Here is a 14,762-nt window from a genome sequence, read left to right as displayed (position 1 = left end):
GCGCGCTAGACCACCGGCGGGCGGCGCACGTCGTAGAGGTCCCAGTCCAGCTGCCAGAACGCGTCGATGCCGTGCTCGCGGATGTACTCCCGCTCGATGTCGTGCACCGGGAAGCAGCCGGCGATGCTGATGGGCGCGCCACCGCAGTCGAGCAGGGTGTACTGGTCCGCGTCGAGGCCGGCGGGCGCCGAGACGGCGAACGCGGTCATGTCGGACTCCGGCGCGATCGGCTCGCCGAAGTCGATGGTGTCGCCGTAGACGAACGGGCAGGTGCCGCGCAGGTGTTCGGCCAGGTAACCGATGGCCAGGGCCCAGACCGGGTCGTCCGAGCGGACGCTGATCCACAGCTCCGGCTTCACCCCGTGCCACTCCGCGTGGTCGGCGAGGGAGAGGCCGTAGGTCGCGCCCGTCAGGTAGCGCGGCTCGGGTTCGCCGGCGTAGACGAGCGAGATGACGTCGTCGAGCCCGGCGTGGGTGGACGGGATCGGCTGCAGCCGGGGGTCGGTACTCCCGGTCAGGGTGTCGAGATGGGCGACATACCGCTCGGCACGGCTCGGCATGGCGCGCAGCATACGGCGGTCCGGGTGCCCGCGCGGCGGAATCCGGGTCGCCCCGGCGCGGCACGGTCGGGCAGGGTGGGGAGCATGCGAGTGCTCGTGATCGGAAGCGGAATCGGCGGTGCCGCCACGGCCTACCACCTGGCGGGCCGGGGTGCGGAAGTGATCGTGGCGGATGCGGCCCGTCCCGGCACGGCCACCGAGGCCGGCGCCGGGATCGTCAGTCCCTGGACGTCACGCTGGGAGGACGCGGTGTACCCGCTCGCGGCGGCCGCGGGCCGGTACTACCGCGAGTTCACGGCGGAACTGGCGGAGCTGGGCGAGGAGTCGTCGTTCGAGGTCGTCGGCGGGATGATCGTCTCGGCCGAGGAGTCCGAGCTCGCCGAGGCGCGGGAGCGGCTGGCCGCGCGGGCGGCGGACGCGCCGGAGATCGGCGAGGTCCGCTCGCTCGACCCGGCCCAGGCCCGGGAGCTGTTCCCGGCGCTGGCGCCCGGGCTGAGCGCGGTGCACCTGTCCGGCGCCGGCCGCGTCGACGGGCACCAGCTGCGCCGGGCCCTGCTGGCCGCCGCCGAGCGGAAGGGCGCGAAGTTCGTCGAGGGTGAGGTCGCCTTCCGCGCCGACGGCACGGTGGCGGGCGAGGCGGGCCCGCTCGAAGCGGACAGCGTCGTGGTCGCGGCGGGCGCGTGGAGCCGCGAGCTGCTGGCGCCACTGGGCGTCGATGTGCCGGTCACACCCCACCGCGGCCAGATCAGCCACTTCGACCTGCCCGGGACCGACACGTCGGCCTGGCCGGTGGTCCTGCCGCGCACCAGCCACTACCTGCTGGCCTTCGGCGGCGGCCGGGTGGTCGCGGGCGCGACACGCGAGACGGAGTCCGGCTTCGACTACCGGGTGACCGCCGCCGGCCAGCGTGAGGTGCTGGACAACGCCCTGACGATCGCACCCGGCCTGGCGGACGCCACCCTCGCCGAGACCCGGGTGGGCTTCCGCCCGGGCACCCCGGACGGCCTCCCGGTGCTGGGCAGCATCCGCCCGGGCCTGACGATCGCGACGGGCTTCGGCGCAGGCGGCCTGACGAACGCCCCGTACGCCGGAAAGCTGGTGGCGGCGGTGGCGCTGGGCGAGGATCCGGGCTTCGACCTGAGCCCGTTCGCCTTGGACCGCTTCTAGCCCTGGACTGCGTCCGCCTGCGGACTGCTTTCTCTTGCGGGCTGGTTCAGTCTGCGGACTGGCCCCAGCCCAGCCCATGCACGGCCAGATCGCGGACCGCTTGCGGTCCTGAACGCTTCACCCGCGGGCCGGCGGTACCCGACCGGGCGGCTCTCGACGGATCCGTTCCGGCTCGCGATCGGCCGCGCTGAGTCGCGGGTTCTGTGCGGGTCGGGACGGCCGCGCTGAGTCGCGCCCGGTTCCGGTGTGGGTCGGGACGGCCGCGTCGAGTCGCGGCCGGTTCCGGTGCGGGTCGGATGGGCGGCGCCGGGTTGAGGGCAGGTCCGGAATGAGCCAGCGGGCGTCGTGGCAGAGACACGACCGTGCTGTGCCGCGATCGGCGCTGTGGCGTGGTCCGGTGCCGGCGGGGAGCGTCAGCCTTCGGTGATCAGGTCCAGTGCGTGGTCGCCGGTGCGTTCCACCACCAGGCCGGCCTTGCGGATCACCTTGGCCAGCTGGTCCACAGTGGACGGTTCGGCGCGGGTGACCGCCAGCACGTGGGCCAGGCGGCCCTTGTACGCCTTGTTGAAGTGGCTGACCGTTCCGCGCTCGCCGTTGGCGTTTTCGGTGACCACGCGGACCGTCACGGCGTCCGGGCGGAGGTTGGCGAACGCCGAGTACGTGCCCGAGCGGAGGTCGACCACCAGGTCGTCGATGTTCTGCAGCACCGGCTCTAGCACCGGCTTCCACATGGCGCGGATGGTGCCGAGCGCGGGCAGGGAGTTGCCGCCCGAGAGGCGGTACGCCGGGATCGGGTCGGTCGCCGAGACCACGCCGAACAGCGAGGACGTCACCGCCAGCCGGCGGTGGGCCTTCGCCAGCCCGGCCCTCGTAAAGCTCTTGACGTCGAGCGCGTCGTAGAGGACGCCGGTGTAGCGGCGCAGGGCCGGCATCGTCGGGGACGTCCACAGCTGCGCGTTGCGGATGACCTCGCCGGCCTGGCGCTCGGTGATGCCCAGGGCCGCGATGCTGGCCGGGACGTCGCCCGCCAGCTCGACGAGCGCGTCGGCGAGCTTCGCGCGCGTCGGGTTCAGCTCGGGGAACGACAGGGCGGCGTGGTCCAGCGGGGCGCCGCGGCCGCCGTCGGCCTTGGTCTCGGAAGGGGGGAGGAGCACCAGCACGCACTGAGCGTAAATCGGGATGCGTGGCCGGTGCCGCCCGGCCTAGCCTCGGCGCATGGACCTGACCTGGCGTCCCCTCACGCTCGACGACGACGCGGCCCTCGCCCGGCTCTACGCCGCCGCCGAGGAGGTCGACCGCACGGGTGAGCACTTCAGCACCGAAGACCTCCGCGAGGAGCTCGAAGGCCCCAACATCGACCTGGCCACGGCCAGCACCGGCGCCTGGGCGGGCGATCGGCTCGTCGGCTACGGCCTCGTCCGCCGCCGGGACGCCGCGAACCCGGTGCACATGATCCGGCTCCAGTCGGTCGTGCACCCGGACCACCGCGACGACGCCGTCGGCGCGCACCTGGCCGAGTGGTTCACCCGGACGAGTCGCGAGGTCCACGAACGCGCCTTCCCGGGCGCGCCGCTCGAACTGCACCACGGCAGCCACCAGAACGAGCGCTGGATCGCCGGGGTGCTCGCCGCGGCCGGTTACGAGCACCAGCGGACGATGGTGGACATGCGTGTCGGCCTCGCCGACCTGCCGCCGCAGCCGCCGCTGCCGGACGGCGTCGAGCCCGTGCCGTTCGATTTCGCGTACGACCTCGCGACGCTCGACGCCCGCAACGACACCTTCGGCGACCACTGGGGCAGCACCGTCTACGAGCCCGGCGCCTGGCGCCACCTCGTCACCGGCTCCAAGGACTTCCGGCCGGACCTGTCGTTCCTCGTGCTCGACGGTGAGAAGGTCCTGGCCTTCGTGCTCAGCCACTTCTACGCGTCCGAAGCCGAGGCGACCGGCATCCGCGAGCACTACGCGACCTGGGTGGGCACCCGGGACGCGCTGCGCGGCCGCGGGGTCGCCTCCGGGCTGCTCGGCCACACCGTCCTGGCGGCGAAGGCGGCCGGGTTCGAGCGGTCGGCGCTGAACGTCGACGTCGACAACGCGCACCGGGCGCTCGGCGTCTACGAGCGGTGCGGGTTCCGCGTCGAAGACGAATGGCACGTGTACGTCAAGCCGGTGGCACGAGGTTGAGCAGCTCCTCGCCCCGCGCGTACCGCCGCAGCTGGTCCGCGGCCAGCTTCTTGGCGCGCGGGTAGAACGACGCCGAGCCACCCGCGATGTGCGGCGTCAGGACGACGCCCGGCACCGTCCACAGTGGATGGTCGGCCGGCAGCGGCTCCGGGTCCACGACGTCGAGGGCAGCACGGAGCCGCCCGGCTCGCGTCTGCGCCAGCAGGGCTTCCGTGTCGATCGCCGTGCCGCGGCCGACGTTGACCACCAGGGCGCCGCCGGGGAGCGCGGCCAGCGCGGGGGCTCCGAGCAGGCCGCGCGTCGCCGGGGTGTCGGGCAGCACGAGCACCACGATGTCGGCCTCGGGCAGCAGCGAGGGCAGCTCGGCGACGCCGTGCACGCCCGCGTCCGGACGCGCGCGGCTCGCCACCCTGGTCACCAGCGCTTCGGCCGCCAGCAGCTGGCGCTCGATCGCCTGCCCGATCGAGCCGTAGCCGACCAGGAGCACCCGGCTGTCCGCGAGCGACCGCGTGTGCTCGCGAACCCACTCCCGGCGCTCCTGCTGGGCGAACCAGCGGGGCAGGTCCCGCTGGCTCGCGTGGATCAGCGCCAGGGTGTGCTCGGCGACGCTCAGGTCGTGCAGGCCGCGTCCATTGGCCAGGCGGACGCCGGCGGGCAGCAGCGGGACCAGGGCCTCCACCCCGGCCGACAGGGCCTGCACCACGCGCAACGAGGGCAGGTCCTTGATCAGGCGGGGTGGCTCCGGTCCGCGGTCGTACGGCAGCACGTAGAACTCGACACCGTCGAGGGCCGGCGGAGGCGCGCCAAGGCCGTCGTAATACGCGGCCTCGATCCCCTCCGGCACTTCGATGTCGGTCCACGGCAGCAGTACGCGAGCGCTCATGCCGCCAGTTCTACCCGCGCCGCCGCGGCGGCGCGGGTAGACCGGCAGGCGGGAACTACCCGTCGTGCGAACCGGACACGCAGAACTCGTTGCCCTCGGGATCCGAGAGCACCGTCCACGCGAAGCCCGGTACCTCGTGCTGCGCCTGCTCGGTCGCGCCGAGCGCCACCAGCCGTTTCACCTCCTGTTCCCGGTCTTCGGCACCGAGGTCGATGTGGACCCTGTTCTTGCCGACGCGTGGTTCGGGCACCCGCTGGAGCCCCAGCGACAGCCCGCCCTCAGGTGGGGCGAGGAACAGGAACTCGCCCTCGAAGTCCTGGGCGACGGTCGTGCCGAGCGCCGCCGTCCAGAACTCCGCCAGCCCGCGCGGATCCGCGCAGTCGATCGTGATCATGGCCATGCGAAGTTTCATGACCGGAACGCTAGCGATCACCACCGACAAAAACGGGCGCTCGGCTAACCCGTTGGAGTCACGGTGGGGGGAGTGACTACCCTGAGCGGGACTTTCACACCCGCTTGGCGCAGGGAGCCCCGCAGTGATCACCAGGACTTCGTCGTTGTTCCTTCGCACGTTGCGCGAGGATCCGGCGGACGCCGAGGTACCGAGCCACCGGCTCCTGGTACGCGCCGGCTACGTCCGCCGGGTCGCCCCGGGCGGGTACTCGTGGCTGCCCCTGGGCCTGCGCGTGCTGCGCCGTGTCGAGGCCGTCGTGCGCGACGAGATGAACGCCATCGGCGCGCAGGAGATCCAGTTCCCCGCACTGCTGCCGAAGGAGCCCTACGAGGCGACCGGCCGCTGGACCGAGTACGGCGACAGCCTCTTCCGCCTGAAGGACCGCAAGGGTGCCGACTACCTGCTCGGCCCGACCCACGAAGAGCTGTTCACGCTGACGGTCAAGGGCGAGTTCAGCTCGTACCGCGACTACCCCGTCACGCTGTACCAGATCCAGACGAAGTACCGCGACGAAGCGCGCCCCCGCGCCGGGATCCTGCGCGGCCGCGAGTTCGTCATGAAGGACTCGTACTCCTTCGACCTCGACGACGAGGGCCTCGAGCGGTCCTACCAGGCGCACCGCGCCGCCTACACCAAGCTGTTCGACCGCCTCGGCCTCGAGTACGTCGTGGTCAAGGCGACGTCGGGGGCGATGGGCGGCTCGGCGTCGGAGGAGTTCCTCGCGGTCGCCGAGACGGGTGAGGACACCTACGTCCGCAGCACCGAGTCGGGCTACGCGGCGAACGTCGAAGCCGTTGTGACGCCCGCGCCCGCCGCGCAGCCGACCGAAGGCCGGCCCGAGGCGCAGGAGCACCACACGCCGGGCACGCCGACCATCGAGTCGCTGGTGAACTTCCTCAACGCGGCCGGGCTCGGCCGCGAGTTCACCGCCGCCGACACGCTGAAGAACGTCATGCTCAAGGCGCGTCAGCCGGGTGCGAAGGAGTGGGAGCTGGTCTGCGTCGCGCTCCCCGGTGACCGCGAAGTGGACATGAAGCGCCTCGAAGCGTCGCTCGAGCCCGCCGAGGTCGAGCTGCTCGAAGAGGCCGACTTCAAGGCGAACCCGTTCCTGGTCAAGGGGTACATCGGCCCGAAGGCGCTGCAGGACAACGGCGTGCGCTACCTCGCCGACCCGCGGATCGCGCCCGGCACCGCCTGGGTCACCGGGGCCGACAAGGTCGACCACCACGTCATCGACCTGCTCGCCGGCCGTGATTTCACCCCGGATGGCACCGTCGAGGCCGCTGAGGTCCGCGAGGGCGACGCGTCGCCGGACGGCCACGGCACGCTGGTCGCCGCGCGCGGCATCGAGATCGGGCACATCTTCCAGCTCGGCCGCAAGTACGCCGACGCCTTCGAGCTGGACGCGCTCGGCCCCGACTCCAAGCCGATCCGCATCACGATGGGCTCCTACGGCGTGGGCGTCTCGCGGCTGGTCGGCGTGCTCGCCGAGCAGAACCACGACGAGCTCGGCCTGATCTGGCCGCGCGAGGTGTCGCCGTTCGACGTGCACATCGTCATTGCGGGCAAGGACGACGCGGTGCGCGCCGGCGCCGAGAAGCTCGCCGCCGAGCTCGACACGGCCGGTCTCGAGATCATCCTCGACGACCGCAAGGCGACCCCGGGCGTCAAGTTCGCCGACGCCGAGCTGGTCGGCGTGCCGACCATCCTGGTGGTCGGGCGCGGCCTGGCCAACGGCGTCGTCGAGGTCAAGGACCGGCGCACCGGCGAGCGCGAAGAGATCGCGGTCGACGCCGTCGTCGAGCACCTGGTCAAGCTCGTCCGGTCGTAATGGGCCTGTTCCGGCGGCGTGACGAGACAACGCCGGGGTACGAGGACAACGCGGCGCTCCGCGGGTTCGGTGGTTACGAGCCCGCGGACGCGCCGCGCTTCCCGTCCGGCGGCTTCGGGACTCCACCGGCCGAAGCGCCGCACGTCGAGACTCCCCACATCGAGCCGCCTCGTGCTGAGCCGAAGCGGATCCGTCCCGCCGCGGAGCCGCCGAAGTGGCGACGCTCGTCGCGGGCGCCGTGGGTCGGGCTGGTCCTCATCGCGCTGATCGCCGGGGTGCTGAACGCTTTCGGCGTCGGCAAGCCGCACCGGCCGTCGTCGACGCCGGCGCCGCTGCCGCTGGTCGTGACGCCGTCGCCGCGGGTGACCGTGCCCGCCGCGGTGAGCGGCTGGCAGTCCGTCGCGGGCAAGGACGGCTCGTACGCCTACGACGTGCCGCCGAACTGGGAACCCGCGCCCACCACCGTGCACGGCTGGGAGAAGACCGGCGCGGCCCCGGGCATCACGCTCGTGACGAGCGCGTTCCTGGGCCGGAACTTCTGCCAGAAGAGCGACCTCGGCGGTGCGGGCGTCAAGACCGAACCGCTCGGAGACCCCGGCGCCGCGGCGCGCAAGGCCGTCACCGACCTCGGCGTCAGCGCGTACAGCCCGGACAACGGGCCCCTGGCCACGGTGACGCCGGACGCGGGCACGGACGTCCAGGTCACGAAGGCCGACGGCACCAAGGCGCCGGCCCGGATCGTCGTCGCCGACGTGATCCCGTCGGACACCGGGGAATGCGCGGCGAAGCACGCGGTGGTCGCGGCCATGGCCTTCACCGGCGCCGACGCCGTGACGTCGGGTGTCGTGGTGGCGTACGCGGACGCCGATCGCTCCGGGCCCACGATCCGCCAAGACCTGGTGCGGATCCTCCAGAGCTACCGGTTCGTCCCGGCGGCGGACCGCGGCACGATGACGCCGCCGCCGACCACCTACCGCTGACCGCCGGGGTCCGGCAGGCTGGGCCCATGGACAAGCGGCTCGCACGGCTTCGCGCCGGTGCGTTCGGCGTCCTGGGCGTCGCCGGGTTCCTGCTCCTCTTCGGACCGCTGCTGGCCAAGGCCTGGGGCTGGACGACGCGCAGCCGCAGCCCTGAGTGGTGGGGTGCGGCCGGGCAGTGGGCGGGGGCCGTCGGGACCGTCGCCGCCGTGGCCGTCGCACTGTGGATCGCCATCCGGGACGGACGGGTGGCCCGGAAGGACCGGCGGCAGCGGGACGCGCGCGAGCGGCAGGAACAGGCCGCGAAGGTCACCGCGTGGATCGAACGGGTCGAGCACCGGACCTGCATGGTCGTGGCCAACGCCAATGCGGAGGCGATCAACCACGTCGTCGTATCGTTCGACTTCGTGCGGAGCCTGCCGATGACCGGCTCCACCCTGCACCGCGGGCCGGAGATCGAAGACGACGAATACCTCTACGCGGTGCTGCCACCGGGGAAGTGGCGCATGGCGGTGCCCGAAGCGCGGCTCGGCACGGAGCTGACGCCCGGGGTGATGGTCGCGTTCAGTGACTCGCACAACGGGCACTGGCTCCGGCTGACCGACGGCGCCCTGATCGAGAAGGACCAGAACGTCGTCAGCCGCCGGAGGATCCTTTTCCCGCAACGGATCAGCGTCCCCGAGAGCTACTGACCAGCTTCGCCAGCTCGCGCAGCCGGACGTCCGGCAGGTACGCGCGGCTCAGCGCCAAGCCGATGCGCGGCAGGTCGGCTTCGTCGCGGAACGCCAGGTACAGCGGGACGTGGCGGGGCTGGAACTTCGCCTTGAACGCGTGCAGCGAACGGAACCCGTAGTACGGCTCCATCACGCGGCCCAGCGACTCCAGCGTCCGGTCGATCGTGCGCGTGGGCGCCCCGTCGGCGCTGCGGGCCAGCGGAGCACCCGACAGCGAGACGAACCGGGCACCTTCGGAGCGGAAGGCCACGCAGGCCGACGCGATGAGGAACTCCATCACCGGCCGGAAGCCGTGGGCGCTGCGGCGCATGACGTCCAGCGTCCAGCCGCCGACCTTGCCCGCACCCGTGTAGACCGGGAGCCAGGACGTCACGCCGTGGACGACGCCCTCCGCGTCCACCGCGAGGCCGACGCGGGTCGCCGGGTCCATCGCCTCGTCGAGGCCGCCGAGGGTGAAGCCCATCTCCGGCATGGCCTTGTCCGACATCCACTCCTCCGACAACGCCCGGACCTGGGCGAGGATGGGTTCCGGCTGGTCGGCCAAGCGGACCAGCCGGAAGTCGATGTGCTGCTTGGCGGCCTTGTTCAGCGCGGACCGGACGTCCTGCCACGCCTTGCCGCGGAACTCGAGGCCGTCGAGGTCGAGCACGTTGTCCTCGGCCACCTGGACGTGCTGCCAGCCCAGCTCGCCGGTCGCCGCGACGGTCGCTTCGGTCGCCGAGAACACGCACGGCACCAGGCCGGAGTTCTCGCACATGGCGGCGAACTCAGTGACCGTCGCGGCCGCGGTGCCGTCCGGCGCGATCGGGTCGCCGAGCGCGACGGCGACGCCCGCGTGCTTGCGGTAGGCGAGGTAGGAGCGGCCGTCCTCACGGACGAAGTACGTGTTGCGCGGCCACGTCGTCATCCACGACAGCGTGCTGCCACCGTGCCGCCCGAGCAGCGTGCGGGCCAGCGCGACCCCCGGGCCCTGGGCGTGGCGCCGCAGCCGGCGTCGCGAAGGCACCCGGAACGCGTGACGTCCGGCGATCAGGACGATCAGCTCGACCGTCCACAAGAGATTGTCCACGAAGAACAGCGGCAGGCCGGCGGTGTCGTAGTCGCCGCCGAAGACGTCGGCCAGGCCGATCAGGGTGGCGGTCGCGAGTCCTTGCAGCGTCACGAACACCGAGAGCGCGACGGCCCAGCGCCACGCGACCCGGCCGCCCTTGCGCAGGCCGTTGAGCATCGGCACCACCAGCAGGACGAGGATCGCCAGCTCCGGCGCCGTCAGCGAAACGCCCTCCGCGGACCCGAAGGGGCCGTCGCCGGGCACCAGGAACATCACGACCTCGGCGACGGTGAGCAGCAGCAGGCCGGCGACGGTCAGCAGCCGCCACTCCCGCACGTTCGGTCCCGCGGTGTCGGTCGTGCCGCGCGGGCCGACGAGCCGCTTCCCGAGCGGGATGGCCAGCGCCAGCGCGAAGAAGTGGACGAGGTCGGCGAGCGTGCCGACGTAGATGATCGCGACGCCGGCGTACACGCAGAGCCCGGCCCGCAGCCGCAGGCGCCACGGGGGCCGCAGCGTCGCGCTGGCGACCGCGACGGCGGCGAGCGCGCCGCCGGAGAACCCGACGTCGAGACTGCCCGCCATCCGCTCGGCCCACAGCCAGCCGGAGTTGCGGCTCAGCGCGAGGAACTGGGTGGCGACGAGCACCGAGACGAACTGGCCGCCGATCGTCACGGCCATCGCGCGCCGCGTCCCCAGCTGCCACTCGGCGAAGCCCGCGAAGAGCGCGAAGCTGCCGACCATCGGGAGGTAGTACCAGGGGATGACGGCGAAGAAGGGCCCGGTGAGCATCGTCCACCAGCGGCCCACCTCCAGCGACGGCAACCCGTAGGCGACGAACGGGTAGGCCGCGCGGTCTTCGGCGGCGCTCCAGAGCGCCCCGGTCGCGACGGCCAGCACGAGCATGGCGAGGACGACGCTGCTGGTGAACGGCAGTCGTCGCCTCAGTACCGCGACCGTGCCGCGGATGCGTCCCCCTCCGGCGGGCAGGCCCACCGACGCTGTTTCAGTCATGCTCAGAAGTCTGGCGAGCGCGGCCGCTCCGGACATCCGACGGCAGAGCGAGATTTCCCTTAGGGGAGTCCTCCTCCGGAGTGAGGGTCATCCCGGTCCCGAGGACGATGACCTTCGGGGTCGTCAACCGAGGACGGCGCTCCGGACGGCGTCGATGTCGGCCAGATCCGGCAGCACGGTGTGCGCGCCGGCCGCCCGCAGCGCGTCCGCGGGGTAGTGCCCGGTCGCGACGGCGATGGCGATCGCGCCGTGGGCCAGCGCGGCTTCGACGTCGCTCGGGGTGTCGCCGATGACGACCACGGCGTCGGCGGCGAACGGCGCGCCGTGCTTGGCCACCGCCTGCGCGACGGCGTGCGGGACCAGGTCCGGGCGGTGCGCCGAGAGCGTGCCGTAACCGCCGATCTCCAGGTCGAGGTGCTCGTCCAGGCCGAACGCGGCGAGCTTGTGCCGCGAGATCTCCGGCAGGTTGCCGGTGACCAGGGACTGGACGACTTCGTCGTGCCCGGCGAACGCGGTCAGCGCCGCCGCGGCGCCCGGCAGGGCCCGGCCGCTGGTCGGGAGGTGGACGACGGCACGTTCGGATTCCGCGATCAGCGCCTTCCAGAGCGCCTGGAGCAGCTCCTCGGTCGGCTCGATGCCGTGCGCGGTGAGCAGGTCACTGCTGATCGCCCGCTCGGTGCGGCCCCCGAAGTCGGGGTAGGTCTTCAGCTCGGCGCCGGTCGTCGCGGCCAGGGCCGCGGTGTACCAAGCGGCGCCGAGGCCGGTGTAGTCCACCAGCGTGTGGTCGATGTCCCAGAGCACCAGCCGCGTCTTCGTCACGGGTCCGAGGTTACCGGCGTCACTATTCAACACGTGTTGACTTCTTCGGCGGCGGCTCTTACCTTGAGATTAATTCAACGTATGAAGAATAAGTGGAGGTTGTCATGACCGGTCCTGTCCGGCGCCCCGCCGGGGCCCTCGCCCTGGTCGCCGCCGTGGCCGGCGCGCTGGTGGCGGTGGTGCTCGGGTTCCTCACCTTCGGCGCGCAGGCCACCGTCGCGCCCGACGGCGTCCCGGTCGCGGTCGCCGCCCCGCCGGAGGTCGCGCAACGCATCGCCGCGCACGGCGGCGGCCAGCTCGAGTGGACCGTCGCGACCCCGGCCGGCGCGCGGAAGCTGTTGGAGGACAAGCAGGTCTACGGCGTGCTCGAACTCGGGCCCGGGCCGTCCGCGACGGTCGTCACCTCGGGCGCGGTCAACCCGGCGGGCACGCAGGTCGCGCAGCAGGCGCTGACCGGCGCCGCGAGCGCGCTGGCCGGAACGCCGAAGCAGGAGGTGCTGCACCCGGTGAGCCTCGCCGGGCGGACCGCGCCGCTGGCCGCGAGCGCCCTCGCCTGGATCGGCGCGCTCGTCGCCGGGCTCGCGGTGACGCAGCTGGCGAAGCGCACCGGACGCACTCTCGGCGCGGGCGCCCGGCTGCTGCAGATCACCGGGGCCGGCGTGCTGATCACGGCCGTGGTCGCCGGGTTCTTCGCGTTGTGGGACGCCGCGCTGCCGCTGACCACCGGCGTCCTCGGCTTCGTGTTCCTCGCCGCGACGGCGTTCGCGGCCGTGCAAGCCGGCCTGCTGCGCCTGCTCGGCCTGCGCGCGATGGCCGTGCTCGGCCCGCTCTACCTGGTCGCGCCCGCGGTCGCCGGGCAGGTGCCGGAGCTGCTGAATCCGGCCTACCGCACGCTGCTCTGGTCGTGGACGCCGTTCCGCTTCTCGGCCGAAGGCCTGCGCAGCCTGCTGCAGGGCGTGCCGGACGCGCCCGACGTCACCACCGGCGTCTGGGTGCTCGGCGCCTTGCTGGCCGCCGGGCTCGCGGTCGCCCTCTGGCCCGGCCGGTCAGCCTGCGAGGAAGCTGAACCGCACGCGGCGGACCGGGTTGTCGAGGTTGGTGTCCACTAGGCAGATCGACTGCCAGGTGCCCAGCGCGAGCACGCCGCCGAGCACCGGGACCGTCGCGTAGGGCGGCACCAGAGCGGGAAGCACGTGGTCACGGCCGTGACCCGGGCTCCCGTGCCGGTGCCGCCAGCGGCCGTCGCGGGGGAGGATCCCGTCGAGCGCGGTCAGCAGGTCTTCGTCGCTGCCCGCGCCCGTCTCGAGGATCGCCAAGCCCGCGGTGGCGTGCGGGACCCAGACGTGCAGCAGCCCGTCGTGCGCGTCCGCGTCGCGCAGGAACGACTCGGCCTCGTGCGTGAGGTCGTGGACGACGGCCTCGGCGCCGGTGCGGACCTCGATCTCGGTGGAGTACATGGACTCCAGCCTAAGGAGCGGCCACCAGTTCCGCGGGTTGCCGGGTCAAGGTGCCGAGGCGGGTGAAGGCGAAGACGGCCAGCCCCGCCAGCAGCACCGCGCCGGCGGCGTACGGGACCGTCGGCGAGATCTCGTACAGTCCGGTGCCCAGCAACGGCCCGCCCATGAACGCCAGCGCGCTGGCGGACCCGACCAGCCCGGCGACGGCGCCCTGCTCCTCGCGTGTCGCGAGCAGCGTCGGCGCGGACATGAACCCCGGGGTGGCGAACCCCATCCCCGCCCCGAGCACGGCGACGCCCGCGCCGAGCAGGAGCCCGCCGGAAGCGACGGTCACCAGCAGCATCCCGCCGGTCATGACGACCGCGCCCACCCGGATGAGCCGCACCGGTGCCCACTTCAGCCGCGGCACGGCCAGCACCTGGACGAGGATGATCAGCCCGGCGCCGGCCAGCATGACCAGGCTGGTCACCCGGCTCGTGTCCTGCGCGGCCAGGCCCAGCCGGTCCTGCACCAGGAAGCCGACGGTCATGAGCACGATCGCGAGCGCGAGGTACAGGCCGAACCCGATGAGCAGGAACGGCCACATCCGCCGGTCGGCCGGGCTGACCTTCACCTGGGGCGCCCGCACTTCCCGCGCCGGCGGCTTCGGCAGGCCGATCGCGACCAGCACGGCGATCACGGCCAGGATGACCGGCGCGACGTAGATCGGCACGGTCAGCCCGGCGAGGCTCAGCGCCCCGCCGAGCGCCGGCCCGACCGCGAGCGCGAGCCCCTGCGCGGCACCGAACATCGACATCCCCCGCACCCGCTCGGCGGGCCCCGACGTCAGGTCGGCGATGTACGACTGCGCTGTCACCGGTGTCGCGGCCCACGCGAGCCCGAACACGACCCCGCGGGTGAGCAGCACCAGCGTGAACAGCACCGGCACCGCCAGGGTGCCGCCGAGCCCGAGCCGGGCGACGAGCGCGAACGCCAGGAGCGCGATCATCGCGCCGGCCAGGGAGATCAGCAGCACCGGCCGGTGGCCCCATGACGCGCCGCGGCGCCCCCAGAACGGGCTCGCCAGCACGACGCCCGCCCCGCCGACGGCCCACACGGCGCCCAGCGCCAGCTCGCTGAACCCGAACTCGCGGGCCAGTGGCGGCAGGATCGGGTTCAGCATCTGCTGCCCCGCCATCAGCCCGAACACGGCCAGGCACACCACCAGGATGCCTCGCCGGTTCGCGCTCACGCCGCGGCCCGTTCGTGCTCGGTGCCCGACCGCGGCGTGATGGACAGCAGGTCGGCGGGCTCTTCGACGGCCAGCCGGTGCCACCGGCCGGGCGGGACAATGAACGACTGCCCGGCCCTCAGCGTGGTCACGGGCTCGGGCCCCTCGTCTCTCAGGTAGACGCGCAGCGCGCCGGCGAAGACGAAGAGCACCTCGTGCCCGTTCGGGTGCCGCTCCCAGAAGTCGGCGTGCACGGCGGTGTCGCTCTCGGCGTGGAACGCGCCGAGGCTCCACAGGCTCGCCGCGTCACCCGCCAGCGCCTCACGGCGGTCGCCCGGGCCGGACGCCTCGACGACGCCGCCGGGTCGCAGGTGGATCATGGTCTTGAACAGGTCGTAGTTTTCGAACATGTTCCGAAAGTAGCACG

At 72.9% G+C, this 14,762-nt stretch carries 15 protein-coding genes; 6 read left to right on the top strand and 9 right to left on the bottom strand.

Going from position 1 to position 14,762, the window contains the following annotated elements:
• Positions 1-5: 5 nt before the first annotated feature.
• The gene (locus tag OG570_RS00490; protein WP_326955174.1) at positions 6-560 is read right to left on the bottom strand and encodes a suppressor of fused domain protein; all 555 of its coding nucleotides are present in this window, start codon (positions 558-560) and stop codon (positions 6-8) included.
• 84 nt (positions 561-644) lie between these two features.
• Between OG570_RS00490 and OG570_RS00485 the strand changes: the two genes are divergently transcribed.
• Positions 645-1,727, top strand: a complete 1,083-nt coding sequence (locus OG570_RS00485; RefSeq protein ID WP_326955173.1) for an NAD(P)/FAD-dependent oxidoreductase — start codon at positions 645-647, stop codon at positions 1,725-1,727.
• A 413-nt stretch (positions 1,728-2,140) separates the two neighbouring features.
• On the opposite strand, the gene yaaA is transcribed toward OG570_RS00485, so the two are convergent.
• Positions 2,141-2,887 carry a peroxide stress protein YaaA gene (gene yaaA / locus OG570_RS00480; RefSeq protein WP_247062505.1) on the bottom strand — a complete coding sequence of 249 codons (747 nt, stop codon included), beginning with the start codon at positions 2,885-2,887 and terminating at the stop codon, positions 2,141-2,143.
• Between the two features lie 55 nt (positions 2,888-2,942).
• On the opposite strand from yaaA, the gene OG570_RS00475 reads away from it, so the two are divergent.
• The gene (locus OG570_RS00475) at positions 2,943-3,908 is read left to right on the top strand and encodes a GNAT family N-acetyltransferase (protein ID WP_326955172.1); all 966 of its coding nucleotides are present in this window, start codon (positions 2,943-2,945) and stop codon (positions 3,906-3,908) included.
• Here OG570_RS00475 and OG570_RS00470 read toward each other — a convergent pair.
• Both OG570_RS00470 and OG570_RS00465 read right to left on the bottom strand, forming a co-directional pair.
• Positions 3,886-4,791: a 2-hydroxyacid dehydrogenase gene (locus OG570_RS00470; RefSeq protein ID WP_326955171.1), complete on the bottom strand. Its 906-nt coding sequence runs from the start codon at positions 4,789-4,791 to the stop codon at positions 3,886-3,888. The genes OG570_RS00475 and OG570_RS00470 overlap by 23 nt on opposite strands.
• A 55-nt stretch (positions 4,792-4,846) precedes the next feature.
• Positions 4,847-5,203 carry a VOC family protein gene (locus OG570_RS00465; RefSeq protein WP_326955170.1) on the bottom strand — a complete coding sequence of 119 codons (357 nt, stop codon included), beginning with the start codon at positions 5,201-5,203 and terminating at the stop codon, positions 4,847-4,849.
• A gap of 124 nt (positions 5,204-5,327) precedes the next feature.
• Between OG570_RS00465 and OG570_RS00460 the strand changes: the two genes are divergently transcribed.
• From OG570_RS00460 to OG570_RS00450, 3 genes are read left to right on the top strand one after another with little or no spacing between them, the layout of a single operon-like run.
• Positions 5,328-7,076 (top strand): proline--tRNA ligase, encoded by a 1,749-nt coding sequence (locus tag OG570_RS00460; RefSeq protein ID WP_326947247.1) that lies wholly within the window; start codon positions 5,328-5,330, stop codon positions 7,074-7,076.
• Positions 7,076-8,056, top strand: coding sequence for a hypothetical protein (locus OG570_RS00455; protein ID WP_326955169.1), 981 nt, complete (start codon positions 7,076-7,078; stop codon positions 8,054-8,056). The genes OG570_RS00460 and OG570_RS00455 overlap by 1 nt, the downstream gene beginning before the upstream one ends.
• 26 nt (positions 8,057-8,082) lie before the next feature.
• Positions 8,083-8,745 (top strand): hypothetical protein, encoded by a 663-nt coding sequence (locus tag OG570_RS00450; RefSeq protein ID WP_326955168.1) that lies wholly within the window; start codon positions 8,083-8,085, stop codon positions 8,743-8,745.
• Here OG570_RS00450 and OG570_RS00445 read toward each other — a convergent pair.
• Positions 8,723-10,849: a bifunctional lysylphosphatidylglycerol flippase/synthetase MprF gene (locus tag OG570_RS00445; RefSeq protein ID WP_326955167.1), complete on the bottom strand. Its 2,127-nt coding sequence runs from the start codon at positions 10,847-10,849 to the stop codon at positions 8,723-8,725. The genes OG570_RS00450 and OG570_RS00445 overlap by 23 nt on opposite strands.
• 123 nt (positions 10,850-10,972) lie before the next feature.
• A complete protein-coding gene (locus tag OG570_RS00440) occupies positions 10,973-11,668 on the bottom strand; it encodes an HAD family hydrolase (protein ID WP_326955166.1) in 696 nt (231 codons plus the stop codon).
• Between the two features lie 104 nt (positions 11,669-11,772).
• On the opposite strand from OG570_RS00440, the gene OG570_RS00435 reads away from it, so the two are divergent.
• The gene (locus tag OG570_RS00435; RefSeq protein ID WP_326955165.1) at positions 11,773-12,777 is read left to right on the top strand and encodes an ABC transporter permease; all 1,005 of its coding nucleotides are present in this window, start codon (positions 11,773-11,775) and stop codon (positions 12,775-12,777) included.
• Here OG570_RS00435 and OG570_RS00430 read toward each other — a convergent pair.
• The 3 genes from OG570_RS00430 to OG570_RS00420 are packed head-to-tail and all read right to left on the bottom strand — an operon-like array spanning position 12,715 to position 14,745.
• A complete protein-coding gene (locus OG570_RS00430; protein WP_326947253.1) occupies positions 12,715-13,125 on the bottom strand; it encodes a secondary thiamine-phosphate synthase enzyme YjbQ in 411 nt (136 codons plus the stop codon). The two genes, OG570_RS00435 and OG570_RS00430, sit on opposite strands and share 63 nt — an antisense overlap.
• Before the next feature lie 10 nt (positions 13,126-13,135).
• Positions 13,136-14,356 carry an MFS transporter gene (locus OG570_RS00425; protein WP_326955164.1) on the bottom strand — a complete coding sequence of 407 codons (1,221 nt, stop codon included), beginning with the start codon at positions 14,354-14,356 and terminating at the stop codon, positions 13,136-13,138.
• The gene (locus OG570_RS00420) at positions 14,353-14,745 is read right to left on the bottom strand and encodes a cupin domain-containing protein (RefSeq protein WP_326947255.1); all 393 of its coding nucleotides are present in this window, start codon (positions 14,743-14,745) and stop codon (positions 14,353-14,355) included. The genes OG570_RS00425 and OG570_RS00420 overlap by 4 nt, the downstream gene beginning before the upstream one ends.
• Positions 14,746-14,762 lie beyond the last annotated feature (17 nt).

The sequence above is a fragment of the Amycolatopsis sp. NBC_01286 genome (assembly GCF_035982555.1).
Lineage (GTDB): Bacteria > Actinomycetota > Actinomycetes > Mycobacteriales > Pseudonocardiaceae > Amycolatopsis.
This window is presented reverse-complemented; position numbering and strand designations above follow the sequence as displayed.

What these genes read in the sequence shown, in the direction of transcription:
- OG570_RS00490 (WP_326955174.1), bottom strand. Translation starts at nt 560, where the DNA reads ATGCCGAGCCGTGCCGAGCGGTATGTCGCCCATCTCGACACCCTGACC.
- OG570_RS00485 (WP_326955173.1), top strand. Translation starts at nt 645, where the DNA reads ATGCGAGTGCTCGTGATCGGAAGCGGAATCGGCGGTGCCGCCACGGCC.
- OG570_RS00475 (WP_326955172.1), top strand. Translation starts at nt 2,943, where the DNA reads ATGGACCTGACCTGGCGTCCCCTCACGCTCGACGACGACGCGGCCCTC.
- OG570_RS00470 (WP_326955171.1), bottom strand. Translation starts at nt 4,791, where the DNA reads ATGAGCGCTCGCGTACTGCTGCCGTGGACCGACATCGAAGTGCCGGAG.
- OG570_RS00465 (WP_326955170.1), bottom strand. Translation starts at nt 5,203, where the DNA reads ATGAAACTTCGCATGGCCATGATCACGATCGACTGCGCGGATCCGCGC.
- OG570_RS00455 (WP_326955169.1), top strand. Translation starts at nt 7,076, where the DNA reads ATGGGCCTGTTCCGGCGGCGTGACGAGACAACGCCGGGGTACGAGGAC.
- OG570_RS00450 (WP_326955168.1), top strand. Translation starts at nt 8,083, where the DNA reads ATGGACAAGCGGCTCGCACGGCTTCGCGCCGGTGCGTTCGGCGTCCTG.
- OG570_RS00445 (WP_326955167.1), bottom strand. Translation starts at nt 10,849, where the DNA reads ATGACTGAAACAGCGTCGGTGGGCCTGCCCGCCGGAGGGGGACGCATC.
- OG570_RS00435 (WP_326955165.1), top strand. Translation starts at nt 11,773, where the DNA reads ATGACCGGTCCTGTCCGGCGCCCCGCCGGGGCCCTCGCCCTGGTCGCC.
- OG570_RS00430 (WP_326947253.1), bottom strand. Translation starts at nt 13,125, where the DNA reads ATGTACTCCACCGAGATCGAGGTCCGCACCGGCGCCGAGGCCGTCGTC.
- OG570_RS00420 (WP_326947255.1), bottom strand. Translation starts at nt 14,745, where the DNA reads ATGTTCGAAAACTACGACCTGTTCAAGACCATGATCCACCTGCGACCC.